The 26,446-nt window shown below is 68.4% G+C and carries 22 protein-coding genes; 19 read left to right on the top strand and 3 right to left on the bottom strand.

The annotated features are described in order from the left end of the window. Window positions 1-59: 59 nt before the first annotated feature. The 14 genes from ACE3PU_RS07665 to ACE3PU_RS07730 all read left to right on the top strand — a co-directional run bounded on the left by ACE3PU_RS07665 (window position 60) and on the right by ACE3PU_RS07730 (window position 15,984). Window positions 60-1,265, top strand: coding sequence for an NAD(P)/FAD-dependent oxidoreductase (locus ACE3PU_RS07665; RefSeq protein WP_374388333.1), 1,206 nt, complete (start codon window positions 60-62; stop codon window positions 1,263-1,265). Window positions 1,266-1,353: 88 nt separating this feature from the next. Then, window positions 1,354-2,775 (top strand): circularly permuted type 2 ATP-grasp protein, encoded by a 1,422-nt coding sequence (locus ACE3PU_RS07670; protein WP_374388335.1) that lies wholly within the window; start codon window positions 1,354-1,356, stop codon window positions 2,773-2,775. Beyond that, window positions 2,775-3,713: an alpha-E domain-containing protein gene (locus ACE3PU_RS07675; protein ID WP_374388337.1), complete on the top strand. Its 939-nt coding sequence runs from the start codon at window positions 2,775-2,777 to the stop codon at window positions 3,711-3,713. The genes ACE3PU_RS07670 and ACE3PU_RS07675 overlap by 1 nt, the downstream gene beginning before the upstream one ends. 2 nt (window positions 3,714-3,715) lie before the next feature. Continuing rightward, window positions 3,716-4,555 carry a transglutaminase N-terminal domain-containing protein gene (locus tag ACE3PU_RS07680; protein WP_374388466.1) on the top strand — a complete coding sequence of 280 codons (840 nt, stop codon included), beginning with the start codon at window positions 3,716-3,718 and terminating at the stop codon, window positions 4,553-4,555. 82 nt (window positions 4,556-4,637) lie between these two features. Beyond that, a complete protein-coding gene (locus ACE3PU_RS07685) occupies window positions 4,638-5,405 on the top strand; it encodes a peptidase (RefSeq protein ID WP_374388339.1) in 768 nt (255 codons plus the stop codon). A 96-nt stretch (window positions 5,406-5,501) separates the two neighbouring features. Next, window positions 5,502-7,748, top strand: coding sequence for a TonB-dependent receptor (locus tag ACE3PU_RS07690; RefSeq protein ID WP_374388341.1), 2,247 nt, complete (start codon window positions 5,502-5,504; stop codon window positions 7,746-7,748). Window positions 7,749-7,819: 71 nt separating this feature from the next. Next, on the top strand, window positions 7,820-8,506 hold the full coding sequence (locus ACE3PU_RS07695; protein WP_374388343.1) for a Fe2+-dependent dioxygenase: 687 nt from the start codon (window positions 7,820-7,822) through the stop codon (window positions 8,504-8,506). Between the two features lie 73 nt (window positions 8,507-8,579). Then, window positions 8,580-10,604, top strand: a complete 2,025-nt coding sequence (locus tag ACE3PU_RS07700; RefSeq protein WP_374388345.1) for a TonB-dependent receptor — start codon at window positions 8,580-8,582, stop codon at window positions 10,602-10,604. A 58-nt stretch (window positions 10,605-10,662) separates the two neighbouring features. Further along, window positions 10,663-11,331, top strand: a complete 669-nt coding sequence (locus ACE3PU_RS07705) for a PepSY-associated TM helix domain-containing protein (RefSeq protein ID WP_374388347.1) — start codon at window positions 10,663-10,665, stop codon at window positions 11,329-11,331. A gap of 12 nt (window positions 11,332-11,343) precedes the next feature. Further along, window positions 11,344-11,853 carry a DUF2271 domain-containing protein gene (locus ACE3PU_RS07710; RefSeq protein WP_374388350.1) on the top strand — a complete coding sequence of 170 codons (510 nt, stop codon included), beginning with the start codon at window positions 11,344-11,346 and terminating at the stop codon, window positions 11,851-11,853. A gap of 13 nt (window positions 11,854-11,866) precedes the next feature. Continuing rightward, on the top strand, window positions 11,867-12,667 hold the full coding sequence (locus ACE3PU_RS07715; protein ID WP_374388353.1) for a DUF4198 domain-containing protein: 801 nt from the start codon (window positions 11,867-11,869) through the stop codon (window positions 12,665-12,667). Window positions 12,668-12,676: 9 nt separating this feature from the next. Further along, window positions 12,677-13,774, top strand: coding sequence for an FAD:protein FMN transferase (locus ACE3PU_RS07720; RefSeq protein WP_374388355.1), 1,098 nt, complete (start codon window positions 12,677-12,679; stop codon window positions 13,772-13,774). After that, entirely contained in the window at window positions 13,771-15,132 is a 1,362-nt protein-coding gene (locus tag ACE3PU_RS07725) for a sulfite reductase subunit alpha (RefSeq protein ID WP_374388357.1), read from the top strand. The genes ACE3PU_RS07720 and ACE3PU_RS07725 overlap by 4 nt, the downstream gene beginning before the upstream one ends. Before the next feature lie 54 nt (window positions 15,133-15,186). Continuing rightward, on the top strand, window positions 15,187-15,984 hold the full coding sequence (locus ACE3PU_RS07730; protein WP_374388359.1) for a glycoside hydrolase family 16 protein: 798 nt from the start codon (window positions 15,187-15,189) through the stop codon (window positions 15,982-15,984). On the opposite strand, the gene murC is transcribed toward ACE3PU_RS07730, so the two are convergent. Beyond that, entirely contained in the window at window positions 15,969-17,375 is a 1,407-nt protein-coding gene (murC, locus tag ACE3PU_RS07735; RefSeq protein ID WP_374388361.1) for a UDP-N-acetylmuramate--L-alanine ligase, read from the bottom strand. The two genes, ACE3PU_RS07730 and murC, sit on opposite strands and share 16 nt — an antisense overlap. 71 nt (window positions 17,376-17,446) lie before the next feature. Here murC and ACE3PU_RS07740 point away from each other — a divergent pair, with 71 nt between their 5' ends. Then, a complete protein-coding gene (locus ACE3PU_RS07740) occupies window positions 17,447-18,268 on the top strand; it encodes an LD-carboxypeptidase (protein WP_374388363.1) in 822 nt (273 codons plus the stop codon). A 285-nt stretch (window positions 18,269-18,553) separates the two neighbouring features. On the opposite strand, the gene ACE3PU_RS07745 is transcribed toward ACE3PU_RS07740, so the two are convergent. Then, complete coding sequence (locus ACE3PU_RS07745; protein WP_374388365.1) at window positions 18,554-19,468, bottom strand: CoA ester lyase; 915 nt, start codon at window positions 19,466-19,468, stop codon at window positions 18,554-18,556. 51 nt (window positions 19,469-19,519) lie between these two features. After that, complete coding sequence (locus ACE3PU_RS07750) at window positions 19,520-21,655, bottom strand: malate synthase G (RefSeq protein WP_374388367.1); 2,136 nt, start codon at window positions 21,653-21,655, stop codon at window positions 19,520-19,522. Window positions 21,656-21,737: 82 nt separating this feature from the next. Between ACE3PU_RS07750 and ACE3PU_RS07755 the strand changes: the two genes are divergently transcribed. The 4 genes from ACE3PU_RS07755 to ACE3PU_RS07770 all read left to right on the top strand — a co-directional run bounded on the left by ACE3PU_RS07755 (window position 21,738) and on the right by ACE3PU_RS07770 (window position 26,433). Continuing rightward, window positions 21,738-22,643 carry a LysR family transcriptional regulator gene (locus ACE3PU_RS07755; RefSeq protein WP_374388369.1) on the top strand — a complete coding sequence of 302 codons (906 nt, stop codon included), beginning with the start codon at window positions 21,738-21,740 and terminating at the stop codon, window positions 22,641-22,643. A gap of 94 nt (window positions 22,644-22,737) precedes the next feature. Further along, complete coding sequence (locus tag ACE3PU_RS07760) at window positions 22,738-24,240, top strand: CoA-acylating methylmalonate-semialdehyde dehydrogenase (protein ID WP_374388371.1); 1,503 nt, start codon at window positions 22,738-22,740, stop codon at window positions 24,238-24,240. Between the two features lie 7 nt (window positions 24,241-24,247). Further along, window positions 24,248-25,387, top strand: coding sequence for an isobutyryl-CoA dehydrogenase (locus ACE3PU_RS07765; protein WP_374388373.1), 1,140 nt, complete (start codon window positions 24,248-24,250; stop codon window positions 25,385-25,387). After that, window positions 25,384-26,433 (top strand): enoyl-CoA hydratase/isomerase family protein, encoded by a 1,050-nt coding sequence (locus tag ACE3PU_RS07770; RefSeq protein WP_374388375.1) that lies wholly within the window; start codon window positions 25,384-25,386, stop codon window positions 26,431-26,433. Before ACE3PU_RS07765 ends, ACE3PU_RS07770 begins: the two co-directional genes overlap by 4 nt. The last annotated feature ends 13 nt before the right edge of the window (window positions 26,434-26,446 follow it).

A 26,446-nucleotide genomic window follows, 5' to 3' on the forward strand; every position in this document is an offset into this window, starting at 1 on the left:
GATGGCGATTCACCAATCACGACTTACGCCCGCCCGCGCACCGCTCTATCTGTCTGCCCATGAGCAAGGTTCTGATCATCGGCGCCGGACACGCCGGAGGCTCCGTCGCCGCCTTCTTGAGGCAATACGGCCATGAAGGGCCGATCGTGCTGGTCGGCGAGGAGGATGCGCCGCCGTATCAGCGGCCGCCCCTTTCGAAAGCCTGGCTGAAGGGAGAGGCCGATCTGGAGACGCTGCTGCTGCGGCCGCTGAGCTTCTATGAGGAGCAGGGGATCGAGTTCCGGCCATCGACCGTGGCCGTGTCGGTGGACCCGGAGGCCAGGACGGTCGCTTTCCACGACGGCTCGAGCGAAACCTATGACGTCCTGGTGCTGGCGACGGGCTCGACGGCGCGGAAACTGCCGGCGCCCGGCGGGGACCATCCCGACCTGCTGGAGCTGCGGACGCTGAAGGACGCCGAGCGGCTGAAGGCCGTGCTGGGGCCGGGCAAACGGCTGGCGGTGGTCGGCGGCGGCTATGTGGGCTTGGAGGCGGCGGCTTCGGCCCGGGCCCTGGGCGCCGAGGCGGTGGTGATCGAGCGGGCGCCGCGCGTGCTGGCGCGGGTGGCGTCGGAGACCCTGTCGGCCTTCTTCACCGCCCAGCATCGCGCGCGCGGTGTCGAGATCCTGACGGGAGCCGAAGTCGTCGCGGTCGCCCATGACGGCGTGACCTTGGCGGATGGATCGGTGGTGCAGGCCGATGCGGTGCTGATCGGCGTGGGGGCGATGGCCTGCGACAGCCTGGCGCGCTCGGCGGGGCTGCGATGCGACGACGGGGTGGTGGTGGACGATCAGGCGCGGACCAGCGACCCGTCCGTCTTCGCCGTCGGCGACATGACGCGTAGGCCGATCCCAGTTCACGGCGGCGTGCATCACCGGCTGGAGAGCGTGCCCAATGCGCTGGAGCAGGCGAAGCAGGCCGCGGCGGCCATCGTCGGGCGGCCGGGTCCTGCGCCCGAGGTTCCGTGGTTCTGGTCGGATCAGTATGACTTCAAGCTTCAGATCGCCGGCCTGCCGTTCGATGCGGACCGCCAAGTGGTGCGCGGCGATCCGTCCGCCGCGGGTTTCGCGGTGTTTCACATTAAGGGCGATCAGGTGGTCTGCGTCGAGGCGGTCAATGCGCCGCCGGAATTCATGGCCGGCAAGCAGTTGATCGGCAAGGCGACCCCGGTGGATGTGGCGAAGCTGGCGGACCAGACGGTGTCTATGAAGGCGGTGGGGGTCTGATTTCGGCCGTCGTCGCCGCAGTGCAACAAATCTGTTGCGCTTTCCGTTGTGCGGGGATCAAGCTGCGATCTCAACGCGGCGGGGGCGAATGACGAGAGCTTTCGACGAAATGAGCGGCGGCGGATCGGGTGCGGTCCGCGACAGCTACAAGACCCTGGCGGCGTGGCTGGAGAACGCTCCTCCGGACCTTCTCCAGGCGCGCTCGCGCCAGGCGGAGCTGTTCTTTCGCCGCATGGGTGTGACCTTCGCCGTTTATGGCGACGAGGAATCCAACGAACGGCTGATCCCCTTCGACGTCGTTCCGCGCATCATCGGCGCCGACGAATGGAGCAGCCTGGAAAAGGGGCTGAAGCAGCGCGTCACCGCCATCAACGCCTTCCTGAAGGACATCTACGGCGCGCAGGAGTGCATCAGGGCGGGCATCGTCCCGGCCGACCTGATCCTGACCAATCCGCACTATCGGCCCGAGATGCAGGGGCGCCGGCCGCCGGGCGACGTCTGGTGCCACATCTCGGGCGTCGATCTGGTCCGCACGGGCGAGGATGGCTTCTACGTTCTGGAAGACAACTGCCGCACGCCGTCCGGCGTCTCCTACATGCTGGAGAACCGCGAGATGATGATGCGGCTGTTTCCGGACCTGTTCGCCGAACATCCGGTGCGGCCGGTCGAGATCTACACTGACATGCTGCTGCGCTCGTTGCAGGCCTCGGCGCCCTCGGGGGCGGGCGAGGATCCGACCATTGTGGTGCTGACGCCCGGGCCGTTCAACTCGGCCTACTATGAGCACAGCTTCCTGGCCGACAAGCTGGGGGTAGAGCTGGTTCAGGGCACCGACCTGTTCGTCAATGACGACACGGTCTTCATGCGCACGACCGAAGGGCCGAAACGCGTCGATGTCATCTATCGCCGCATCGACGACGACTTCATCGATCCGCTGACCTTCATGCCCAACTCGGCGGTGGGGGTTCCGGGTCTGATGTCGGCCTATTTCGCCGGTCACGTGACCTTGGCCAATGCTGTGGGGACGGGGGTGGCCGACGACAAGGCCGTCTACACCTACATGCCGGAGATCATCCGGTTCTTCACCGGCGACGACGCCATCCTGAAGAACGTGCCGACCTGGCGTTGCCGCGAGCCCGATGCGCTGAAGGAGGTCCTGGGCAGGCTGGACGAGCTGGTGGTCAAGGAGGTCGGCGGATCGGGCGGTTACGGCATGCTGGTCGGCCCGACCTCGACCAAGGCCGAAATAGAGGCTTTCCGGGCCAAGCTGATCGCGGACCCGGACGACTTCATCGCCCAACCCACGCTGAGCCTGTCGACAGCGCCGACGCTGAACGGCGGCGACCTTTCGCCCCGTCACGTCGATCTGCGCCCGTTCGTCCTGTCCAGCCCCGCCGGCGTGCGGGTCGCGCCCGGCGGCCTGACGCGCGTGGCGCTGAAGGAGGGGTCGCTGGTGGTCAACTCCAGCCAGGGCGGCGGAACCAAGGACACCTGGGTGCTGGACAACTGATGCTTTCTCGCACCGCAGACAGCCTGTACTGGACCGGCCGCTACATGGAGCGGGCGGACTTCCTCGCCCGCATCCTTGAGGCCGCCATCCGGCTGGCCGCCCTGCCTGCCAAGGACCAGGCGACGGTCACGGCCTGGGCGGGCGCCATCGCCTCATCGGGGGTCAAGAGCGGGTTCGACGCCTCGGGGCGGACGATCTCGGAGAAGTCGGTCCGGGAATACCTGGCCTTCGGCTACGACAACCCGACCTCGATCAAGGCCTGCATCACCAAGGCGCGGACCAACGCCCGCTCGGTGCGGACGGCCCTGACGATCGAACTTTGGGAGGCCATCAACGGGGCCTGGAATGGTCTGAACGAACTGGGGGAGCCGACCCGGCGCGACGACTTCACCAACTTTCTCGACTTCGTGAAATCGACGTCGCTGGCGGTCGAGGGCGCCTCGTCGCGGACGATGCTGCGCAACGACGCCTACTGGTTCCTGCGCCTGGGCATGGCGATCGAGCGGGCCGACAACACCGCGCGCCTGCTGGACGTCAAATATCACCTGCTTCTGCCGCCGGGCGAGCGGGTGGGGGGGCAACTGGACTATTTCCAGTGGACGACGCTGCTGCGCGAGGTCTCGGCGCTGACCGCCTATCGCTGGGTCTATCGCGAATCCGTACGACCCTGGTTGGTGGCGGACCTGCTGGTGTTGAACCGACAGATGCCGCGGTCGCTGGCGTCATGCCAGGGGATGATCGTGAGCTATCTGGAGCGTCTGGCGACCGACTATGGCCGGCGCGGGCCCGCCCAGAGGCTGGCCTCCAACCGCCTGACCCAGTTCAACGAGGCGCGGATCGAGGACATCTTCCAGTCCGGCCTGCACGAGTACATCCAAGGCTTTCTGAGTGAGAACAACGCCTTGGCCGCCGCCGTGCACGAACAGTATCTGGTGTGACCATGCGGATCCGGATCGATCACTCCACCCGATACGCCTACGCCCGCCCGGCCCGGTTCATCGTGCAGATGCTGCGCCTTACGCCCAAGTCATGCGAGAGCCAGCAGGTGCGGGATTGGCGCATCGAAACGGACGTGGACGCGCGACTGCGACGGGGAGAGGACGCCTTCGGCAATGTGGTCCACAGCCTGTACACCGAACGGCCGACCGACGCCCTGACCATCCGCGTGACGGGCGAGGTGGCGACGGTCGACACCGGCGGCGTGATCCGGGGGCAGAACGAAAGGCTCCCCCCGACGGTCTATCTGCGCGATACGCCGCTGACCCACGCCGACGGCGGCATTGTGGACTTCGCCAAGGCCATTCCGGAGGGCGAAACGCTGGACCGGATGCATCGCCTGATGGGGGCGATTCACCGGGACGTGGCTTTCGAGGTCGGCTCGACGTCCGCCACGCATACGGCCGCAGACGCCTTCGCCCAGAAGCGCGGCGTCTGTCAGGACCATGCCCAGATCTTCATCGCCTGCGCGCGCAAGCTGGGTGTTCCGGCTCGTTACGTTTCCGGCCACCTGAACCGCCTGGACGGCCAGCACGATCAGGACGCCGCCCATGCCTGGGCTGAAGCCTGGGTGGACGGCCTGGGGTGGGTCGGCTTCGACCCCGCCAACGGAATCTGTCCAACGGATCAGTACGTTCGCGTAGCAGTGGGGCTGGACGCGCTGGGGGCCACCCCGATCCGGGGAACCAGCTACGGCGGCGGGGTCGAAAGCCTGACGGTCGCCCTGCATGTGCGCCCTGTGCAACAGGGCCAACAGCAACACCAGACCAAGGGGTGGTCCTGATCGTCATGTCGCCCGAATCTGCTAGCGTCAGGCGATTCGCAACGCGGGGAGCGGATAGAGCGAAGTGACCTATTGCGTGGGCATGCTGGTTGACGAGGGGTTGGCGATGATCGCCGACACCCGGACCAATGCGGGCGTGGACAACATCTCGTCCTACCGCAAGCTGCACGTCTTCAAGACGCCGGGCGAACGGGTCCTTGCGGTCGCCACCGCGGGCAATCTGTCCGTGACGCAGACGGCCCTGTCGCTGGTGGCCGAGGGCGTCAAGCTGCCGGATTCGACCGGTCCCGAGACACTGGAGACCGCGCCGACCCTGTTTCGCGCCGCCCAGATCCTGGGCCATGCGCTGGCCAGCGTCCGCGCCAGCATAAACACCCCGCCCACACCAACGGCGGACGGGCTGAACGTCAGCGCGTCCATGCTGCTGGGCGGCCAGATCGCCGGCGGCAAGATGGCGCTCTACCTGATCTACGGGCAGGGGAACTTCATCGAGTGCGGTCCCGACACCCCCTATCTGCAGATCGGTGAGCTGAAGTACGGCAAGCCGATCCTGGACCGCGCCCTGCGACCAAACACGCCGCTGTCGGAGGCGGTGAAACTGGGGCTCATTTCTTTCGATTCGACCATCCGCTCGAACATCGCGGTCGGGCCGCCTTTCGATCTGATCGTCGTGCCGCGTGACAAGATCGTCGGGATGGAGCGGCGGATCGACAGCGAGGATCCGTACTTCCGCGACCTGGGCCGACGGTGGTCGGAGGCGCTGGCGGCGGCCCATCGCAACATGCCCGATCCAACCTGGCTGGATCTGGATCTGAAGCCTGCGCCCCGGAATATGACCATCGTCAGCTGACGCGATTGAGATTAATTCGCAATTTGTCTTGTGGGACATTGTGAAGCTGGTTATTGCGACCGCATCGCAAAATCAGGCCACAAGGTCGCACCGAAAATGTCCGAATCCCGCGCCTCTTCCGTTCGCGCTCTCCTCTTCGCCTCCAGCGCCGCCGGCATGCTGATGGCCACGCCCGCCGTGGCCGCCGAAATCACGGCGGACGGGGTCGTCCTCACGGCTGATCAGCCGCAGCCGGCCAACCTCGGCACGATCGATGTGCACGGCCAGACCCAAAATCGGGAGCCGCAGGCTCCGGAGTTCGTCGCGCCGCTGGTCGATACGCCCCGGGCCGTGACCATCATCCCTGAACAGATCATCCAGCAGACGGCCGCCACCTCGCTGGAGGACCTGCTGCGCACCTCGCCGGGCATCACCTTCGGCGCCGGGGAGGGCGGCCAGCCGCTGGCCGAACGCCCCTTCATCCGGGGCCAGTCCTCGGCCAACAACATCTTCGTGGACGGCGTGCGCGACACCGGCGGCCAATCGCGCGAGGTCTTCAACCTGGAGCAGGTCGAGGTCATCAAGGGGCCGGACTCGGTCTATTCCGGTCGCGGTTCGGGCGGCGGCAGCATCAACCTGGGCTCCAAGGCGCCGCGCCTGTCGGACTCGGTCGATGTCGGGGCTGCGGCGGGGACGGACGGCTACTACCGCGCCACCGTCGACGGCAACTGGCGTTTCAACGACACCACCGCCTTCCGCCTGAACCTGCTGGCGACCGAGGGCGACGTGCCCGGCCGCGACGCCGTGGACTTCGAGAAGTACGGCCTGGCCATGTCGTTCGCCACCGGCCTGGGGACCGACACGACCGCGACCCTCAGCTATTACCACCTGACGGCGGATTCGATGCCCGACTACGGCATCCCGCTGGACCGCAAGCTGGACGCGAACTGGGCGATCCAGACCACGGACAGCCGCATCCTGAACGTCCCCTATGACACCTTCTACGGCTTGAAGGCGCGCGACTATCTGCGCAACGAGGTCGACAGCGTGACGCTGAAGCTGGAGCACCGCTTCAGCGACACCCTCGTGATCCGCAACGTCATCCGCTACTCCGAGACGCTGAACGACTATGTCGTCACCAACCCCGGCGACGGCGGCACAGCGGTCCTGATCGACGGCGAATGGTGGATGAAGCGGGGCCTGAAGTCGCGCTGGAACCCGACCAATACGCTGGCCAACGTCACCGACCTGTACGGCTCGTTCCAGACCGGCGCGATCAAGCACAACTTCGACATCGGCCTGGAGCTGTCAACCGAAGAGAACCGGAACGCCTCCTATGTCATCACCACGACCGGCGGAACGGCCTGCCCGGCGCCGCTGACCGGCTTCGACTGCACCCTGGTCTATGACCCTAATCCGAGCGATCCGTGGACCGGCTCGATCGCTCGGGGGGCGGTGACCGAGAACACCACCGACACCGTCGCGGTCTACGCCTTCGACTCGATGGAATTCGGCGAGAAGTGGCTGCTGAACCTCGGCCTGCGCTACGACGACTATTCGGTGGAAAGCCCCACCTCGACCCCGTCGGACGCCAGCTGGGACTTCGTCAACTATCAAGTCGGCCTGGTCTACAAGCCCACGGCAAACACCAGTATCTACGCCTCATACGCCACCTCCTCGACCCCACCGACGATCAGCGGCGGCGACCAGAACGGTGCGCCGTCCAACGGCTCGGGCAACCTCAACGGCGATGTGCTCGATCCCGAGGACACCGAAAGCTACGAGATCGGCGCCAAGGCCAATCTTTTCGGCGAGCGCCTGTCCCTGTCGGCGGCCCTGTTCCAGACCACCCGCAAGAACGCCCAGATCCTGGTCGAGGACGGCGTCTACGAGCAGGCCGGTGAAGCCGAAGTGCGCGGCCTCGAACTGGGCGTCTCGGGCAACATCACCCCGGCCTGGACCGTGTTCGGCGGCTACACCTACATGGACTCCGAACTGGTGCGGGGCGCCTACAACAATGTCAATGTGGGCGATCCGCTGGCCAATACGCCCGAGCACAGCGTCAGCCTGTTCTCGACCTATCGCGTTCTGCCGCGCCTGACGCTGGGCGGCGGCGTCTACTATGTGTCCGACCGCTTCGGCGGCAACCAGGGCGGGGCAGGGGGCGGAACGGCCCGCGTCTATGCGCCCGAATACACTCGCATCGACCTGTTCGGCAGCTATGACCTCACCGACCGCGCAAGCCTGCAGCTGAACATCCAGAACGCCACGGACGAGGAATACATCCTGCGCACCAACGGCGTGCACCACGCCGACCCGGCGCCCGCGCGCCAGGCGATCCTGAAGCTGAACGTGCGCTTCTAAAGGGCCTGTCGCCGACCTATTCTCCGACGGCCTCGTCCCTGCGGCGGGGCCGTCTTCTCTGCGAGGCAGACATGTTGCTGCATATCCCCGAGGTCTTCACCAAGGACGAGGTGGCCGTGCTGCGCGGCAAGCTGGACGCCGGCCCCTGGGCCGACGGCAACATGACCTCCGGGCATCAGTCGGCCACCGCCAAGCGGAACCTGCAGCTTCCGGAGGACAGCGCCGAGGCGAAGGAAGTCTCGGCCCTGGTCGTCCAGGCGCTGAACGCCAATCCGATGTTCGTCTCGGCCGCCCTGCCGCACACCGTCTTCCCGCCGCTGTTCAATCGCTACGAGGGCGGGGGCGAGTTCGGAACGCACGTCGATAACGCCATCCGCCAGCAGCGCGGCGGCGGCGCCCTGCGCATCCGTAGCGACCTGTCGGCGACCCTGTTCCTGTCCGAACCGGAAGACTACGACGGCGGCGAGCTGGTCATCGAAGAGATGTACGGGCCGCAGACGGTCAAGCTGCCGGCCGGCGACCTGGTGCTCTATCCGTCCAAGAGCCTGCACCGGGTCACGCCGGTGACGCGCGGCGCCCGGGTGTCGTCCTTCATGTGGCTGCAGAGTCTGGTGCGTGACGACGCCGATCGCGAGACGTTGTTCCGCATGGACGTCGCGATCCAGCGCGTCGCCCTGGAGAAGGGGCCGAAGGATCAGGCGGTGATCGAACTGACCGGCGTCTATCACAACCTTCTGCGTCGCTGGGCCGAGGTGTGACTTTCACGCGACGCTGAGGCTTTATCGCCGCGCGCGGGTGAACCGGATCGAAGCGTGGCTATTTTTACGCCTGATGTTTCAGGATTCCCCGCCCCCCGCTCCGCCCACCCAGGTTTCCGAAGTGGTGGTCACCGCCGCGCGCCTGCCCCCCGCCGCCGCCGATGCGGCCTTTTCGGTGACGCGGCTGGAGCCGCAGGTGCTGGAGCGCTCCACCCGGTTGGACGAGGCGCTGCGCAGCGTTCCGGCCGTGTCGCTGTTTCGGCGCACCAGCAGCCTGGCGGCCAATCCGACCACCCAGGGCATATCGCTGCGCGCCATCGGGCCGTCAGGGGCGGGGCGAACGCTGGTCACGCTTGACGGCGTGCCGCTGAACGACCCGTTCGGCGGCTGGGTCATCTGGTCCCAGGCGGCGCCCGAAGGGTTGGAGGGGGTGGACGTGGTACGGGGCGCGGGCGCTGGCCCTTACGGCGCTGGCGCCCTGACCGGTGTCATCCAACTGAGGGAGCGCAGTTCCGGCGGAGTGCTGGACCTCTCCGTCGCCGAACGGGGCGGGGCGCGGACGTCCGGTTCGGCGTCGGGCCTGGTCGGGCCGGTGCGCCTGACCGCCTCTGGCCTCTATGAGATCAGCGACGGCTACGTTCCCGTTCGCGGCGCGGCGGCCGGCGCGGCGGACACGCCGTTGGACCTCGACAGCCGCGCCGCCGCGATCCGGGCGGACGCGCCGCTGGGGGCCGCGACCCTGTCCCTGCGCGCCTCGACCTGGGAGGAGGATCGTGGCTCGGGTCTGGACAAGGCGCGCGCCAACGCCAGCGGCCATGCGCTAAGCGCCACGGCGGCCAAGGCGCCCGAAGGCGGCGGCTACGGCTGGCGTCTTCAGGCCTGGCGGATCGACAGCAACTTCGCCAACAGCTCCGCCTCGGTCGACGAGGGCCGCGCGGGCACGACCCTGGTGAACGACCAGTATCGCACCCCCGCGACCGGCTGGGGTCTGAACGCGGCGCTTCGGCGCGGCGCACAGGACCTGGGCGGGGGGCGTCTGCAATGGGAAGTGGGCGCCGACGGCCGCTTCAACGAGGGCGAGACGAACGAGCGATTCGGTCTGGCCTTCACCCCACGTGGGCGGGAAGCGGGGGGCGAGACGTCGATCGTGGGCGCCTATGTCGACGGTTCCTGGACTGGGGGGGCGTGGCTGGCCGCCGGTGGGGTGCGTCTGGACCGCTGGAGCAATTCGGCGGGCTTCCGGCGGGAGTATCTTCTTTCCACCGGCGCGATCTCGCTGGACGAGCGCGATCCCGACCGAGACGGCGATGTCGTCAGCGCGCGGCTGGCGATGCGGCGTGACCTGGGCGAAGGTTACGCCGCCCGCGTCGCCGCCTATTCCGGATTTCGCCCGGCGACGTTGAACGAACTGCACCGACCCTTCCGCGTCGGGGATGACATCACCGAAGCCAATTCGGCGCTGGAGCCCGAGACCCTGCGAGGGATCGAGGCGGGCCTGGCCTTCGACCAGGCGGGCCTGGCTTGGGGCGCCACCGTGTTCCGCAACGAGATCCAGGACGCCATCGTCAACGTCACCATCGGCGAGGGCCCCGGCGCCTTCCCGCGCGCGGGCTTCGTGCCTGCGGGGGGCGTGCTGCGCCAGCGCCAGAACGCGGGGACCATCCAGGCCTGGGGCGTCGAATTGAACGGCTCGGCGCGCCTGTCGCCGGCGCTTTCGCTGGACGCCGCCGTCGCCTGGACCGACGCTGAACTGGACGGCGGATCCGCAGCGCCGCAGCTGACGGGGCTGCGCCCGGCCCAGGCGCCGGAATGGAGCGCGACCGCCGGCCTGGACTGGCGCGCCACGGACCGCCTGACCCTGGCGGCCGCCGCCCGCTATGAATCCGCCCGGTTCGACGACGATCTGAACAGCCGGACGCTGGGGGCCGCTGTCACCCTGGACGCGCGGGCGGAGTGGGCGCTTACCCATCGGACCATGCTGTGGCTGGCGGCGGACAACCTGTTCGACGAAGACGTTGAAACGGCCGAGACGGGGACCGGCGTCGCCGGCTATGGTCCGCCCCGGACCGTGCGGGCGGGGGTGCGGCTCACCTACTGATCAAACGGTCGCACTAATCGCTATTGAAAACCGTTCGCAAGAATGGCACAGCGGGGCCGTGACCGATCTCGCCGCACAGCGCCAGGCCGAAACGCACGCCAAGCCCAAGGCGGCGCTGAACGGCGCGCGGTCCTTCTGGTTGAAGCAACTGCACTCCTGGCACTGGATTTCGGCGGCGCTCAGTCTGGTCGGCATGATCCTGTTCGCCGTCACCGGGATCACCCTGAACCATGCGGCCCAGATCCCGGCCGAGCCGGTCACCGTCGAACGGACCGCGATCTTGCCGCAGCCCTTGCTGCAGCGGCTGTCGGCCTTCCCTGACGAGACCACTGACCCCGTGCCGGGGTCCGTGGCGCGCTGGGCCGCGGGCGCGTTCGACGTCGATATCTCCGGCAAGCCCACCGAGACGACGCCCGACGAGATCTATGTCGCACTGCCGATGCCCGGCGGCGACGGATGGCTGACCATCGACCGGCAGACGGGCGAGGCGTTCCAGGAAAAGACCACGCGCGGCTGGGTCGCCTACTTGAACGACCTGCACAAGGGCCGGAACGCCGGTCCGGTCTGGTACTGGTTCATCGACGTATTCGCCGTCGCCTGCGTGGTCTTCGCCGTCACCGGCCTGGGGCTGATGTGGCTTCATGCGCGGGGCCGGCCCTCGACCTGGCCGCTCGTGGGCCTGGGCCTGCTGATCCCCGTCATCATCGCCCTGATCTTCATTCACTGACCGAGTTCTCCGATGCGTCTCCTCCCCGTCGTCGTCACCACCGTCGGTCTTGCCGCCGCCGCCCCGGCCTTCGCCGCCGACCTGTCGGTCTCGGTCGACATTCCGCGTCTGAACACCGCCTCCTACCACCGGCCTTATGTCGCCATCTGGATCGAGCGGCCCGACCAGAGCGCGGTGCGCACCCTGGCGGTCTGGTATCAGCTGACCCGCAACAACGAGGGGGACGGCAAGGACTGGCTGAAGGACATGCGCACCTGGTGGAGAAAGGGCGGCCGCGCCATGACCCTTCCGGCCGACGGCGTCTCGGGCGCGACCCGCGCGCCGGGTACCCACACGATCCGTGTGCCGGGCGCACGTCTGAACGGCCTGCAGCCGGGGCAGTACAACGTCGTCGTGGAGGCGGCGCGAGAACTGGGCGGCCGCGAGGTGGTGCGTGTGCCTTTCCGCTGGGGCGCGGCCAACAGCGGCCAGGCTTCAGGGTCCACTGAACTGGGCGCCGTGCGCGTCAACGTCACCCGTTAAAAGGAGCAGAACCATGAAGACGACGATCGCCCTCATCGCCCTGACCGCCGCCCTGGCGGCGCCGATGGCGGCCCAGGCCCACCGCGCCTGGCTGGCGCCGACTTCGACCGTCCTGTCGGGCACGGACGCCTGGGTCGGTTTCGATGGCGGCATGTCGAACGGCGTGTTCATTCCCGACCACGCCGCCATGCGCCTGGAAGGCCTGGTCATCACCGCGCCGGATGGTTCCACCGCCCAGCCGGAGAACGTCATGCGCGGCCAGTACCGTTCGACCTTCGACCTGCACTTGACGCAGAACGGCACGTACAAGATCGCCAACGTCATGAGCGGCGTCATGGCCAGCTACACGCTGAACGGGGAACAGAAGCGCTGGCGCGGGCAGGCGGCGGAGTTCCCGGGCGCCCTGCCGCAGGGCGCGAGCGATGTCGTCGCGACCCGGACCTCGAACAGGATCGAGACCTTCGTCACCCTGAACAATCCGACCGACACGGTCTTCACCAACTCCGCCAGCGGCCTGGAGATGATCCCGGTCACCCACCCCAACGATCTGGTGGCGGGCGAGGCGGCGACCTTCAAGCTGTCGAACGACGGCGCGCCCGCGGCGGGCGTCGAGGTCACGGTCGCGCGCGGCGGCTTGCGGTATCGCGACAATCCCGAGGAATCGACGGTCACCACCGGCGCCGATGGATCCTTCACCGTAACCTGGCCGGAGCCAGGCATGTACTGGCTGAACGCCTCGCTCCGGACGCCGGCCCAGGGCGAAACCATCGCCTCGAACGCGCAGTACGTGGCGGTGGTCGAAGTCCTGCCTTAAGCGGATCGGATGAACGACAGTCCTTTCCAACGCGGCTCCCGCGCCGCTCCGCCCGCCGTCACCCTGGGGGACGCGGTTCCTCTGGCCGACCGCGCCGACAACCGCGTGCTGGTTCCCGTGATCGAGGGCGCTCCGCCGCGTCCGCCCAGCGACATCGTCTGGTCGCTGGGCGGTCCGACCATGGGCACGACCTGGAACGCGCGGGTGATCGCCCCGCCGGGCGCCGACCAGGCCGACTTCCAGTCGGCGATCGAGGCCGAACTGGCCGAGATCGTCCGACTGTTCAGCCCATGGGAGCGCGCCAGCGAGGTCAGCCGCTTCAACGCCGCGCCCGAGGGAATGTGGGCGCTGTCGAAGCCGTTCTGGGCGTTCCTGGACGCCACGATGGATTTGGGCGACGAAACAAACGGCGCGGTTGATCCGACCCTGGGCGCCCTGGTGGACCTTTGGGGCTTTGGCCCCCCTGGCCCGCGTTCGCCCCTGCTGCCCACGCCCTCCGACGAAGAAGTCGTCGACGCCTTGAAGGTGTCCGGCTGGCAGAAGCTGCGGACCAACCGCGAGGCGGGCGCGGCGATGCAGATGGGGGGCATGAAGCTGGACTTCTCGGGCCTGGCCAAGGGCCACGCCGTGGACCGTGTCTCGGATCGACTAGCCGCGATGGGCGCGACCTCGCATCTGGTCGAGATCGGCGGCGAGTTGAAGGGCCGAGGCGTCAAGCCGGACGCCCAGCCGTGGTGGGCGGAGATCGAGCGGGTCGACGACAGCCCGGCGCCGCGCACGGTCGTGGCCCTGTACGATCTGGCCCTGGCCACCAGCGGCGATTACCGCCGCGCCTTCGTGCACCAGGGCCGGCGCTATTCGCACACCATCGACGGCTCCACGGGTCGGCCGGTCGACAACGGCCTGGCCTCGGTCAGCGTGCTGCATCCGCTGGGTCTGCGGGCCGACGCCTACGCGACCGCCCTGACCGTGATGGGACCGTATGAGGGGCCGGAGTTCGCGGAGGCGATCGGCCTGGCCGCGCACTTCGTCCACCGCACCGAGCGCGGTCTGGTCGAGATCATGACCCCCGCCTGGCGCGCCATGATGGATGAAAACCCCGGGTGACGACCGACCCGATCCGCTGGCTTTGGGCCGCCGGGGCCGTCGCCCTGTGGCTGGCCCTGATCGCCGTCATCGTCTGGCGCCTACGGCAAGCCAGCGCCGCCGCGCGGGCCCAGTCGGCGACGCTGGCGGGGGAGGGGCAGGCCGTGCTTGTCGCCTTCGCCAGCCAGACGGGCTTTGGCGAGGCGCTGGCCTGGATGACGGCCAGGGCGCTGAGCGAAGGCGGCGTCGGCGCGCGTGTCCTGTCCTTCGCCGACCTTGATCTGGGTATGTTGAAGAACGCCGGCCGCGCCCTGCTGATCGTGTCCACGACCGGCGAGGGGGATCCGCCCGATCCTGCGGCCCGTTTCGTGCGCCGGCTGATGGGGGCGCCGGCGAAGTTGGAGGGGCTGCGCTACGGCCTGCTGGCGCTGGGCGACCGCAGCTACGACCGTTTCTGCGGCTTCGGCCACGCGGTGGACGGCTGGCTGCGTCGCTCGGGGGCCAAGCCCCTGTTCGACACGGTCGAGGTCGACGACGGGGACGCCGGAGCCGTCCGCCACTGGCAGCACCAGCTGAACCAGATCACAGGCGCTGTCTCCACGCCGGACTGGACTCCGCCCGCCCACGAGCCCTGGCGCCTGGTCGCGCGCACTCTGATCAACCCGGGAAGCCCGGGCGGAGAGGCCTGGCGGCTGGCGTTCGAGCCGGTCGGCGCTCTGCCGGACTGGGCGGCAGGCGACATCGCCGAGATCAGCTTGCCGGATCGCGACGGCGTCACGCCCGGCTCGCGCGAGTATTCCATCGCTTCCCTGCCGTCAGACGGTCGGCTGGAATTGCTGGTGCGCCTGATGCGCCGACCGGACGGCACGCCGGGTCTGGCGTCCGGCTGGCTGACCGGGGAGGTGCCAATCGGCGGTACGGTCGGCCTTCGCGTGCGCGTCAATCGCGGCTTCCATGGCCCCGATGACGCGACGCCGCTGATCTTGATCGGCAACGGCACCGGCATCGCCGGCCTGCGCGCTCATCTGAAGTCGCGCAGCGCTTCGGGCGGCGGCGCCTGGATGCTGTTCGGAGAGCGCACCCGGGCTCACGACGCCTTCTTCAACGCCGAACTGCAGGCGTGGCTGGCCGCAGGCGTCGTCACGCGGCTGGATCGCTGCTTCTCCCGCGATCCCGGCGACGGCCGCTATGTCCAAGAGATGGTCGCGGCCGGTCGCAACGACATCCGCGACTGGGTCGCCCGCGGCGCCACAATCCTGGTGTGCGGCAGTCTGGAGGGGATGTCCCAGGGCGTCCATGCGGCCCTTGAGCAGGCGCTGGGCGCCGACGCCGTGCTGGATCTGCTCGAAACCGGTCGTTACCGCCGCGACGTCTATTAGGGCTGCCGTCCGCCGGGACTTCCTGCCATCAATGTTGAAAACGAGGAGGATCCGATGCTTTCCATGCTGCTGACGGCGGCGCTGGCCACGGTTGACCCGGCGCCCGCCGGTCATGTGCTCGCCTGGGCCGATGAGTTCGAAGCGGACGGCCTGCCGGACGCCTCCAAATGGACCTACGACACCCACGCCAACCGCACCGGCTGGTACAATGAAGAGGCCCAGTACTATGCCGCCGCACGCCCGGAGAACGCGCGGATCGAAGACGGCGTTCTGATCATCGAGGCCCGGCGCGAGACGATGGACCCAGCGCCCGCGGACTGGGGTGGACAGGCCTACACCTCGGCGCGGATGGTCTCGACGGCCGCCTGGGACGAGGGCTTCATCGAGGCCCGGGCCAAGCTGCCGTGCGGGCGGGGAACCTGGCCGGCCATCTGGATGCTGCCGCGCGACGCGTCCGACTGGCCGGCGGGCGGCGAGATCGACATCATGGAGCACGTCGGCCACCGCCCCGGCGTCGTCCACGCCTCGATCCACACCGAGGCCTACAACCACGTCAAGGGAACCCAGAGCACGGCGACGATCGAAACACCGGACGCTTGCACGGCCTTCCACCGCTACCAGGTGCGCTGGACGCCGGACGAGATCGTCTTCCTGGTCGACGACGCGCCCTACCACCGCTTCGCCAACGACGGGACGGGGAACAGCGCCACCTGGCCGTTCGACAAGCCCTTCCACCTTATCCTGAACATCGCCGTCGGCGGCTTCTGGGGCGGGGCCGAGGGGATCGACGACGCCGCGCTGCCCCAGCGGATGGAAGTCGATTACGTGCGTGTCTATCAGCCGGCCGACTGACCCAGGCGCGCCAGCAGTTCGGCCGCGAAGGTGGACAGGGTGTCGTCGCGGGCGCCCATGACGACGATCCGGTCGCCCGGTCGCGCCAGTTCCACGATGCGGTCGCCGCAGGCCGCCCGGTCCGCAAGCGCTTCCGCCCGGCGGCCCGCCGCGCGCACGCCCGAGGCTATGTCGTCCGATCCGACGCTGCGGTCCGTGGTGCCCCCGTAGTAGACAGGCTCGGGCATAAGCAGCACGTCATCCTCGCGCATCAGGCCCACGAAGCCGTCGATGAAGTCGTCCTTCATCAGCTTAAGCGGACCGAAGCCGTGCGGCTGGAACAGGATCAGCAGCCGGCCGGGGAAGGCGTGCAGGGTCTTCAGCGTGGCGGCGATCTTGTCCGGGTTGTGGGCGAAGTCGTCGAGGACGGCGATCCCGTTGGCGCTGCCGACCACTTCCATGCGTCGACGGATGCCGGCGAAGGTCTCCAGCGCGGCGACCGCCTGGTCCGTCGGAACGCCCAGCGCCCGCACGGCCCCGAGGGCGGCCAGGGCGTTGGCGACATTGTGCGCGCCCGGGACGTTCAGCGTCACGGGCCGCCGCGTCCCGTCAGCCTCCAAGGTGAAGCGCATGCCCGCGGGCAGCGCCTCCAGGTCGTGGGCCGACAGGTCCGCCGCCTCCTCGCCCAGGCCGAAGGTGATGGCCGTGCCGGGAGGCAGGGTCTGGGCCAGCGCCGCCGTCTCCGGATTGTCCAGATTCAGCACCGCCGTCTGCGCGCGGGCGACGAAGCCGCCGAACAGATCGCGCAGTTCCTCCATCGACTTGTGATCCAGCGAGATGTTCGAAACGACCGCCACCGTCGGGTCATAGCGGGCGATCGAACCGTCAGATTCGTCGACCTCTGCGACGAACAGGCTCGGGTCGCCGATCAGGGCGCTGGCGAAGGGGTGATCGGCGTCCACGAAGTTCCGCATCACCGCCCCGTTCATCACGGTGGGTTTCCGTCCCGCGTGGTGCAGGATCCAGGCGACCATGCCTGTGATGGTGGACTTGCCGCTAGTTCCCGCCACGCCGACGGAGGTCCCGGCTTCATTGAACAGTTCGCTAAGCAGCTCCGGCCGGGTCTTGATGATCGCCCCGACGCGCCGCGCCGCGCCGATGTCGGGCACCGTCTCTTCGACCGCGCCGGTCGCCACCACGATCTGGTCGGGGCGGGTCACGCCCGATCCGTCCTGAGGGTGCAGCGTCACTCCGTGCGCGCGAAGCCAGTCGAACTTCTCGGGCGTGCGCCCCTGGTCCAGCGCCCGATCCGAGCCTTCAATCCGGTTCCCCCGCGCCTGGACGATCAGGGCCAGCGGCAGCATGCCCGAGCCGCCGACGCCGCAGAAGAAGTAGGAGCTGTCTTGATTCATGGAGGCGAAACCGGGAAGGACTGGACGGCCTGACTAGCACGGGCGCGGCGAGGGGCCAGACGGAAGTTGTCATGAAGATCGGCGTCGTCGTCGCCAGCAGCCGATTCGCCCCAGAGCGCGCCCACGCCGTGGACGCCTGGATGGCGGCTCATTTCCCGGACCGCTCGGTCTCGGTCGTCTTTCATCCGTCGTGTTTCCTGAAGTCTGGCCATTTCGCCGGTGACGACAAGGCGCGCGCCGACGCCTTCGTGGACTTCGCCAACGATCCGCGGCTGGACGCCGTCTGGTTCGGCCGGGGCGGCTACGGCGCCTGCCGGATCGCCGAGGCCATAGCGCCGCGCCTGACCGCCGTGGCCCGCAAGAAGAAATACATGGGGTACTCCGACGCGGGCAGTCTGCTGGCGATGCTTTACAAGGCCGGCTTCGCGCACCTCGCACACGGGCCCATGGCGTCGGACGCCGTGCGCAGCGACGCGACCGCGTATCGCGCGCTGAACTGGTTCCTCAAGGGCGACCCCGCGTCGCTTGAGCCGTCGCTTCTGAACGATCCGCGTCCGGCCGTGGCGTTCAACCTGACCATCATCGACCAGTTGCTCGGCACCCCGCTGGAGCCGGACCTGACCGGCCACGTCCTGATGCTGGAGGAGGTGTCAGAGGCCCTCTACCGCGTGGATCGAATGATGTTCCACCTGACCAGTCAGGCGTCGATCCGCCGGGTCGCCGGCATCCGGCTGGGTCGCGTCTCCGACGTGCCGGCGAACGATCCGGACTTCGGCCAGACGCCGGAGGACATCGTGCGCTATTGGTGCCGTCGTTCCGGCATTCCCTACCTCGGCCTGGCCGACATCGGTCATGACGGCGACAACAAGGTGGTGCCGTTCGGCCGCCGCTGAGCCACCCGACACGACGGGTCGCGGCGTGAAAGACACAGTCTCGCCCAATTTCTTGAGAGCACGGAGGCACCCTCTCGACACGGGCCGGGTCGCGGCGTCAGATGCAGATCCGCGAGGCGTTAGGACTTCGTTAGCCAAGGCGTTGGGGGACGCTGCGGCTTCGCGCCCTGCGATGCGGCGGTTCGTTCGGAGATCGGGGGATGCCCGGACGGACCGCCTGATTACTCTCAGTCGATGTTCATTGATCGGGTAGGGCCGCGAACAGCCCGACCTCCATCGTCTCGCTCAGCGGCCCGCGATCCGGTCGGCTCGGGCGACCAGGCCTTCAGCCTGGCGGATGGAGGCGACGTCGATCATCCGGCCGTCGAGCGTGGCGGCGCCCCGCTTTGCGATCGCCGCCTCTTCCATCGCGGCAAGGATGCGCCGGGCGTGCTCGACCTCGGCCTGCGGAGGGGTGAAGACGGTGTTGATGGTCTCGATCTGGCCGGGATGGATGGCCCATTTGCCATCGAAGCCCATCGCCGCCGTGCGTCGGGCGGCGGCCTCGAGGCCCTCCAGATCTGCATGGCGCGACCAGGGACCGTCCAGCGCGCGCAGGCCGTTCGCGCGGGCGGCGACCAGAATGCGCGACATCGGATAGTGCCACAGATCACCGGGATAGGCCGGATCCTGCTCGCCGATGGCGGTGGTGCGCGCGCCGGTCGAGGCGGCGTAATCGCCTGGGCCGTAGTGCAGGGCCTCCACGCGCGACGAGGCGGCCGCGATGGCGTCGACGTTGCTCACGCCCTCGGCGCTTTCGATGATCAGCTCCAGGCCGACCCGCTTCTTGCGGCCCTGTTCAAGCTCGACCTGGGCGACCAGGGCCTCCAGCGCATGAACATCGGCCGGGCGATGGACCTTGGGCAGCATCAGCAGGTCCAGCCGTTCCCCTTCGCCCTCCAGCACGGCGACCACGTCGCGAAAGGTCCAGGGCGTGTCCCAGGCGTTGACGCGGATCGACAGCGTCTTGGCGCCCCAGTCGAATGACGAAGGGGCGCGGGCGGCATTGGCGCGCGCCTCGGCCTTGTCGCCGGCGGCGACCGAATCTTCCAGGTCCAGAAAAACGACGTCCGCATCGCTGGTCGCCGCCTTTTCGATGAACCGCATCGAAGACGCCGGGACCGAGAGCTGGGAGCGGTTCAGACGGACGGGAACGGACATGGGCGAAGCCTTCGGGCGGCGGAACGATTCCGCCGCCTGTCTAGCACGACCTCAGCCTGACGCCTGCTTGGCTCGGGCCCGGAAGGCGTGAAGCAGCGGCTCGGTATAGCCGTTGGGCTGGTTCGCGCCTTCGAAGATCAGGGCGCGGGCGGCCTGGAAGGCCAGGCTGTCGGCGGGCGACGGCGCCATGGGGCGATAGGCGGGGTCGCCCGCATTCTGGGTATCCACCTTCGCGGCCATGCGGACCAGGGCGTCGTCCACCTGCTCGGGCGTACAGACGCCGTGCATCAGCCAGTTGGCCAGATGCTGGGCCGATATCCGCAGGGTCGCCCGGTCCTCCATCAAGCCCACGTCGTCGATATCGGGCACCTTGGAGCAGCCGACGCCCTGTTCGATCCAACGCACGACATAGCCCAGGATGCCCTGGCAGTTGTTGTCCAGCTCGCGCGCGACCTCGTCGGGCGACCAGTTGGTGTTGGTGGCCAGCGGGATTGTCAGCAGGTCGGAGAGGGGCGGGGGCTCCCGGCCGGTCAGTTCGCGCTGCTGCGCGGCGACGTCGACCTTGTGATAGTGGACTGCATGGAGGGTCGCCGCCGTCGGGCTGGGCGTCCAGGCGGTGTTGGCCCCGGCCTGGGGGTGGCCGATCTTTTCCTTCAGCATGGCGGCCATGCGGTCTGGCGCGGCCCACATGCCCTTGCCGATCTGACCACGCCCGGCCAGGCCGGCGGTCAGGGCGATGGCGACGTTGCGGGCTTCATAGGCCTGGATCCAGGCCGAGGCCTTCATCTCGGCCTTTCGCACCATGGGGCCGGCGCGCATGGAGGTGTGTATCTCGTCGCCCGTGCGATCCAGGAAGCCGGTGTTGACGAAGACGATCCGGCGCCGGACCTCGGCCATTACGGCGGCCAGGTTGGCGGAGGTGCGGCGCTCCTCGTCCATCACCCCGACCTTGATCGTGTGGCGCGTTAGACCCAGCAGGTCCTCGACCGCGTCGAAGACGCGGTTGGTGAAGGCGGCCTCGGCCGGGCCGTGCATCTTGGGCTTGACGATATAGACCGAGCCTTCGCGGCTGTTGCGGAAGCGGCCCGCGCCGTCCAGGTCGTGCTTGGCGACCAGGGTGGTGAGGACGGCGTCGACCAGGCCTTCCGGCGCCTCTGACCCGTCCGACAGGTGAATGGCGGGCGTGGTCATCAGGTGGCCGACGTTGCGGACGAACAGCAGGCTGCGGCCGGGTAGGGCGAAGGGCGCGCCGTCCGGGGCGGCATAGGCGCGGTCGTCCGCCAGACGCCGGGTCTGGGTCTTGCCGCCCTTTTCGAAGTCGGCCGAAAGATCGCCCTTCATCAGGCCCAGCCAGTTGCGATAGGCCGCGACCTTGTCGGCGGCGTCGACGGCCGCGACCGAGTCCTCCAGATCGACGATGGTGGACAGGGCCGATTCCAGCACCACGTCGGCCAGGCCCGCGGGATTGGTCGCGCCGATCGGATGGGCGCGGTCGATCACCAGTTCGATATGCAGGCCGTGGTGGCGCAGCAGCACCGCCTCTGGCGCTGCCGGACTACCGCGATAGCCCACGAAGGCGGACGGGTCCGCCAGCGCGGGCGACAGGGCGCCGTCCTCGACCGCCCAGCCGGACACCTCGGCGTGCGAGCCGTTGGCCAGGGGAACGGCCTCGTCCAGAAAGGCCTTAGCCCAGGCGATGACATGGGCGCCGCGCGCCGGGTCGTACCCGCCGCCCGCCGCCAGGGCCGGTGCGATGGCGTCCGTGCCGTACAGCGCGTCGTACAGGCTGCCCCAGCGCGCGTTGGCGGCGTTCAGCAGGAAGCGGGCGTTCAGAACCGGCACGACCAGCTGCGGCCCTGCGGCGATCAGCTCGGCGTCGACCTTCTCGCTTTCGACCCGGAACGGCGCGGGCTCGGGGACCAGATAGCCGATTTCGGTCAGGAACTCGGCGTAGGTTGCGCCGTCGACGGGACCGGGATTGGCGTCGTGCCAGGCGTCGATCCGCGCCTGAATGCGATCACGCTCAGCCAGCAGGGCCAGGTTCTCGGGCGTGAACCGGTCCAGCAGGGCGGCGAACCCGCGCCAGAAGGCGTCCCCGTCCAGCCCCAGCCCGAGCAGGGCCTCGCCTTCCACGAAGGCGGCCAGTTCCTGGGCAACGGATAGGCCGGCGCGGTCGACGGTGCTCATGGGCGTCCTCACTTTCGAAGTCATCCTAAGGGGCTGGGGCGCGAACACCAGACGCAAAGATTAGTGATCTGTTGTGCTGATTATGCAAAGATCAGCCATGGACGACGAATACGCCCTTTTCGCCGCCGTCGTAGAGCACGGCAGCCTGTCGGCGGCGGCGCGGGCGTTGCGCCTGTCGCCGGCAATGGCGTCGCGTCGGCTGGCGCGGCTGGAGGACCGGCTGGGCGCCCGGCTGCTGAACCGCACCACCCGCCGCCAAAGCCCGACCGAGGCGGGGGCGGTCTTCTATCGCCGCGTCGTGGAGATACTGGCGGCCTCGCGGGAGGCTGAGGCGCTGGTCGCGGGCGGCGCGCGCATGGCGGCCGGGCCGCTCAGGATCACCGCGCCGACCTCCTTCGGGCGGATGCACGTCGCGCCCCATCTGAAGGGCTTTCTGGATCGTCACCCCCGGGTGGCGCTGCGGCTGGACCTGTCGGACGCCTACGTCGATCTGATGGGCGAACGCTACGACCTGGCGATCCGCATCGGCCAGCGGGTGGAGTCCTCCATGGTCGGGGTGCGGCTGGCGTCCAACCGACGGGTGCTGTGCGCCAGTCCCGGCTATGTCGCCGAACACGGTGAGCCCCGGACGCTGCGAGACCTCTCAGACCATCGGCTGCTGGCGGCGATGGGACAGTCGCCGTGGCGGCTGCACGGGCCCAACGGCGCGGTGTCGGTGACGGTCGACAGCCGGGTGGCCACCAACTCCAGCGAGGTGGTGCGCGAACTGGCCGTGGCCGGCGCGGGCATTGCGCTTCGCTCGACCTGGGACATTCACGAGGATCTGGCCGCGGGTCGGTTGCAGGTGGTGCTGCCTGATCACGAAGGCGCGCAATCGGTGGGGCTTTACGCCGTGCATCCGCGTTCGGATTTGGTTCCGGCCTCGGTCGTGGCCTTCATCGCCTATCTGGCCGAACTCTACGGCGATCGCCCACCTTGGGAAGATTGAGCCGTCGAACGGCGGTTCCGGCAAAATTCTTGGTGCCCGGCTTCCTCTGTCGGCGACGGGACTGCTAGAGTCTGGGCAAAACAAGGAGGAAACCATGCGCGACATCCGCCACTTCATCGACGGCGCGGCCTTCGACGGCGCCTCGGGCCGGTTCGGCGACGTCTTCAACCCGAACACCGGCGAGGTGCAGGCGCGCGTGCAACTGGCGACGACGGGCGAGGTCGACCGCGCGGTCCAGGCCGCCCAGAACGCTTTCGACGGCTGGGCCAGCACCAATCCCCAGCGTCGCGCCCGGGTCATGTTCGAGTTCAAGCGCCTGGTCGAGGCGCGCATGGACGAACTGGCCGAGCTGCTGTCCAGCGAGCACGGCAAGGTCATCGCCGACTCCAAGGGCGACATCCAGCGCGGGCTGGAAGTGATCGAGTTCGCCTGCGGCATCCCCCACGCGCTGAAGGGCGAATACACCCAGGGCGCCGGCCCCGGCATCGACGTCTATTCGATGCGCCAGCCGTTGGGCGTCGTGGCGGGCATCACCCCGTTCAACTTCCCCGCCATGAGCCCGATGTGGATGTTCGGGGTCGCCATCGCGGTGGGCAACACCTTCGTGCTGAAGCCGTCGGAACGCGATCCGTCGGTGCCGGTGCGTCTTGCCGAACTGATGCTCGAGGCCGGGGCGCCCAACGGCGTGCTGAACGTCGTGCACGGCGACAAGACGGCCGTGGACGCCATCCTGACCCATCCGCTGGTCCATGCCGTCAGCTTCGTGGGCTCGTCCGACATCGCCCACTATGTCTATCAGACGGGCGCCGCCAACCATAAGCGGGTCCAGGCCATGGGCGGGGCCAAGAACCACGGGATCGTCCTGCCCGACGCCGACATGGACCAGGTCATCAAGGACCTTTCGGGCGCCGCCTATGGTTCGGCCGGCGAGCGCTGCATGGCCCTGCCGGTGGTGGTGCCGGTCGGCAAGAAGACGGCCGATGAACTGCGCGAGCGGATGGTGGCGGAAATCCCGTCGATGCGGGTCGGCGTCTCGACCGACGCGGGCGCCCACTACGGTCCCGTCGTCACGGCCCAGCACCGCGACCGGATCGCCGGCTGGATCGAGAAGGGTGTGCAGGAAGGCGCCGAGCTGGTCGTCGACGGCCGCGACTTCAGCCTGCAGGGGCACGAGAAGGGCTATTTCATCGGACCATCGCTGTTCGACCATGTGAAGCCCGAGATGTCTTCCTATCAGGAGGAGATCTTCGGACCGGTGCTGCAGATCGTCCGCGCCGAGACCTTCGAGGAGGCGCTGGCCCTCCCGTCGAACCACCAGTACGGCAACGGCGTCGCCATCTTCACCCAGAACGGTCGCGCGGCCCGCGACTTCGCCGCCCGCGTCAATGTCGGCATGGTCGGGATCAATGTGCCGATCCCGGTGCCGGTCGCCTATCACACCTTCGGCGGATGGAAGCGGTCGGCTTTCGGCGACATCAACCAGCACGGCATGGAGGGCGTCCGCTTCTGGACCAAGACCAAGACCGTCACCGCCCGCTGGCCCGACTCGGCGCTGGAGCATTCGGACAGCTCCTTCGTCATTCCGACGATGCGCTGAGGTCGTCATGGATTTCGCCCTCAACGATGACCAGCGCGCCATTCAGGACGCGGCCCGCGCCTTCGCCGACGCCGAACTGGCCCCCCATTCGGCGCGCTGGGACGAGGATAAGCATTTCCCCATCGATGTGATGAAGCAGGCGGCCGAAATGGGCTTCTGCGGCATCTACACCGGAGAGGAGCACGGCGGCATGGCCCTGGGCCGCGTCGAGGCGGCGGTGATCTTCGAGGAGTTGTCGCGCGGCGACGTGGCGACGGCGGCCTTCATCTCGATCCACAACATGGCGACGTGGATGATCGACCGGTTCGGCTCGGACGATCTGCGCGGGCGGTTCGTGCCCTCGCTGGTGACGATGGAGAAGATCGCCTCCTACTGCCTGACCGAGCCAGGCTCGGGGTCGGACGCGGCGGCTCTGCGGACCACGGCCGTGCGCGACGGCGACCACTATGTGCTGAACGGCTCCAAGGCCTTTATCTCCGGCGCAGGGACGTCCGACGTCTATGTCGTCATGGTGCGCACGGGCGGGGAGGGGCCGAAAGGCGTCAGCGCCCTCGTCGTCGAGGCCGGCACGCCGGGGCTGTCGTTTGGCGCACAAGAGCGGAAGATGGGCTGGAACGCCCAGCCGACCGCCATCGTCCAGTTCGACGACTGCCGCGTGCCGGTGGCGAATTTGCTGGGCGAAGAGGGGGCGGGCTTCCGCTACGCCATGGCTGGGCTGGACGGGGGGCGGCTGAACATCGCGGCCTGTTCGCTGGGCGGGGCGCGGCTGGCGCTGGAGACGGCGCAGGCATACGTCGCGACCAGGAAACAGTTCGGCCGGCCGATCGGCGAGTTCCAGGCGCTGCAGTTCCGCCTGGCCGACATGGCGACGGATCTGGAGACGGCGCGGCTGATAGTGCTGCGGGGCGCCTGGGCGATCGACACCGATCATCCGGAAAAGACCAAATGGTGCGCCATGGCCAAGCGAATGGCCACCGACGCCTGCTTCCAGATCGCCGACGAGGCCCTGCAACTGCACGGCGGCTACGGCTATCTGAAGGACTATCCCTTGGAGCGGATCGTGCGCGACCTCCGGGTCCACCGCATCCTGGAAGGCACGAACGAGATCATGCGCGTGATCATCGCGCGGGAGATGGCGCGAGGATGAGTGAAGCCGAAGTCCTGACCCGCATCGAGAACGGCGTCGGTCGGATCACGCTGAACCGGCCCAAGGCGATCCATGCGTTGAACCGGTCGATGTGCGAGATCATGACCCAGGCTCTGCTGGGCTGGCGCGGGGACGAGGCCGTGAAGTCCGTGCTGATCGACCATGCAGGCGAGCGGGGCTTCTGCGCGGGCGGCGACATCCGCATGATCGCCGAGAGCGGGGCGGGGGATGCGTCAGAGGCCAAGGCCTTCTTCCTGGCCGAGTATCGGCTGAACCATCTGATGTTCGACTACCCCAAGCCGATCACCGCCATCGTGGACGGCATCGTCATGGGCGGCGGCGTCGGCATCTCGGAGCCGGCCAGGGTGCGGATCGCGACCGAGCGAACGACCTACGCCATGCCGGAGACGGGCATCGGTCTGTTCCCCGACGTGGGCGGGGGCTGGTTCCTGCCGCGCCTGCCGGGACAGACGGGCGTCTGGCTGGCGCTAACGGGGGCGCGTCTGAAGGCTGCGGACACCGTGGCGCTGGGCATCCATACGCATTTCGTCGACAGCGGGGCGATCGGCGCCCTGACCGAGGAACTGCTGGCCGCGCCGGCCGATCCTGAGGCTGTGGCGGACAGGATGTCCGGCGACGCAGGGACGGCGCCTCTGGGCGCGCATCGCGAGGCGATCGACCGGCTGTTCGCCTTCGATACGGTCGAGGAGATCTTCGCCGCTCTGGAGGCCGACGGGTCGGATTGGGCGATGGCGCAGCTGGCGGCGCTGAAGACCAAGTCGCCGCAGTCGCTGAAGGTCACCCTGCGCCAGTTGCGGACCGGGGGGACGCTGGACAGCTTCGCGCAGAATATGGCGATGGAATATGCGTTGGGCGGCCGGGTTGTGCGGACCCACGACTTCCAGGAAGGCGTTCGCGCCGTGATCGTGGACAAGGACAATGCGCCGAAATGGTCGCCCGCGACCCTGGAGGGCGTGACCGACGCCATGGTGGACAATCTGTTCGCCCCGCTGCCGGACACTGAAGAATGGACGCCGCTGGCCTGACCACGGCGCCGAC

The organism is Brevundimonas sp., assembly GCF_041911375.1.
In the GTDB taxonomy this organism is placed as follows: Bacteria; Pseudomonadota; Alphaproteobacteria; order Caulobacterales; family Caulobacteraceae; genus Brevundimonas.

Bases quoted from the DNA above. Each gene is read 5' to 3' on its own strand.
- ACE3PU_RS07665 (WP_374388333.1), top strand. From the start codon at position 60: ATGAGCAAGGTTCTGATCATCGGCGCCGGACACGCCGGAGGCTCCGTC.
- ACE3PU_RS07670 (WP_374388335.1), top strand. From the start codon at position 1,354: ATGACGAGAGCTTTCGACGAAATGAGCGGCGGCGGATCGGGTGCGGTC.
- ACE3PU_RS07675 (WP_374388337.1), top strand. From the start codon at position 2,775: ATGCTTTCTCGCACCGCAGACAGCCTGTACTGGACCGGCCGCTACATG.
- ACE3PU_RS07680 (WP_374388466.1), top strand. From the start codon at position 3,716: ATGCGGATCCGGATCGATCACTCCACCCGATACGCCTACGCCCGCCCG.
- ACE3PU_RS07685 (WP_374388339.1), top strand. From the start codon at position 4,638: ATGCTGGTTGACGAGGGGTTGGCGATGATCGCCGACACCCGGACCAAT.
- ACE3PU_RS07690 (WP_374388341.1), top strand. From the start codon at position 5,502: ATGTCCGAATCCCGCGCCTCTTCCGTTCGCGCTCTCCTCTTCGCCTCC.
- ACE3PU_RS07695 (WP_374388343.1), top strand. From the start codon at position 7,820: ATGTTGCTGCATATCCCCGAGGTCTTCACCAAGGACGAGGTGGCCGTG.
- ACE3PU_RS07700 (WP_374388345.1), top strand. From the start codon at position 8,580: ATGTTTCAGGATTCCCCGCCCCCCGCTCCGCCCACCCAGGTTTCCGAA.
- ACE3PU_RS07710 (WP_374388350.1), top strand. From the start codon at position 11,344: ATGCGTCTCCTCCCCGTCGTCGTCACCACCGTCGGTCTTGCCGCCGCC.
- ACE3PU_RS07715 (WP_374388353.1), top strand. From the start codon at position 11,867: ATGAAGACGACGATCGCCCTCATCGCCCTGACCGCCGCCCTGGCGGCG.
- ACE3PU_RS07720 (WP_374388355.1), top strand. From the start codon at position 12,677: ATGAACGACAGTCCTTTCCAACGCGGCTCCCGCGCCGCTCCGCCCGCC.
- ACE3PU_RS07730 (WP_374388359.1), top strand. From the start codon at position 15,187: ATGCTTTCCATGCTGCTGACGGCGGCGCTGGCCACGGTTGACCCGGCG.
- murC (WP_374388361.1), bottom strand. From the start codon at position 17,375: ATGAATCAAGACAGCTCCTACTTCTTCTGCGGCGTCGGCGGCTCGGGC.
- ACE3PU_RS07740 (WP_374388363.1), top strand. From the start codon at position 17,447: ATGAAGATCGGCGTCGTCGTCGCCAGCAGCCGATTCGCCCCAGAGCGC.
- ACE3PU_RS07745 (WP_374388365.1), bottom strand. From the start codon at position 19,468: ATGTCCGTTCCCGTCCGTCTGAACCGCTCCCAGCTCTCGGTCCCGGCG.
- ACE3PU_RS07750 (WP_374388367.1), bottom strand. From the start codon at position 21,655: ATGAGCACCGTCGACCGCGCCGGCCTATCCGTTGCCCAGGAACTGGCC.
- ACE3PU_RS07755 (WP_374388369.1), top strand. From the start codon at position 21,738: ATGCAAAGATCAGCCATGGACGACGAATACGCCCTTTTCGCCGCCGTC.
- ACE3PU_RS07760 (WP_374388371.1), top strand. From the start codon at position 22,738: ATGCGCGACATCCGCCACTTCATCGACGGCGCGGCCTTCGACGGCGCC.
- ACE3PU_RS07765 (WP_374388373.1), top strand. From the start codon at position 24,248: ATGGATTTCGCCCTCAACGATGACCAGCGCGCCATTCAGGACGCGGCC.
- ACE3PU_RS07770 (WP_374388375.1), top strand. From the start codon at position 25,384: ATGAGTGAAGCCGAAGTCCTGACCCGCATCGAGAACGGCGTCGGTCGG.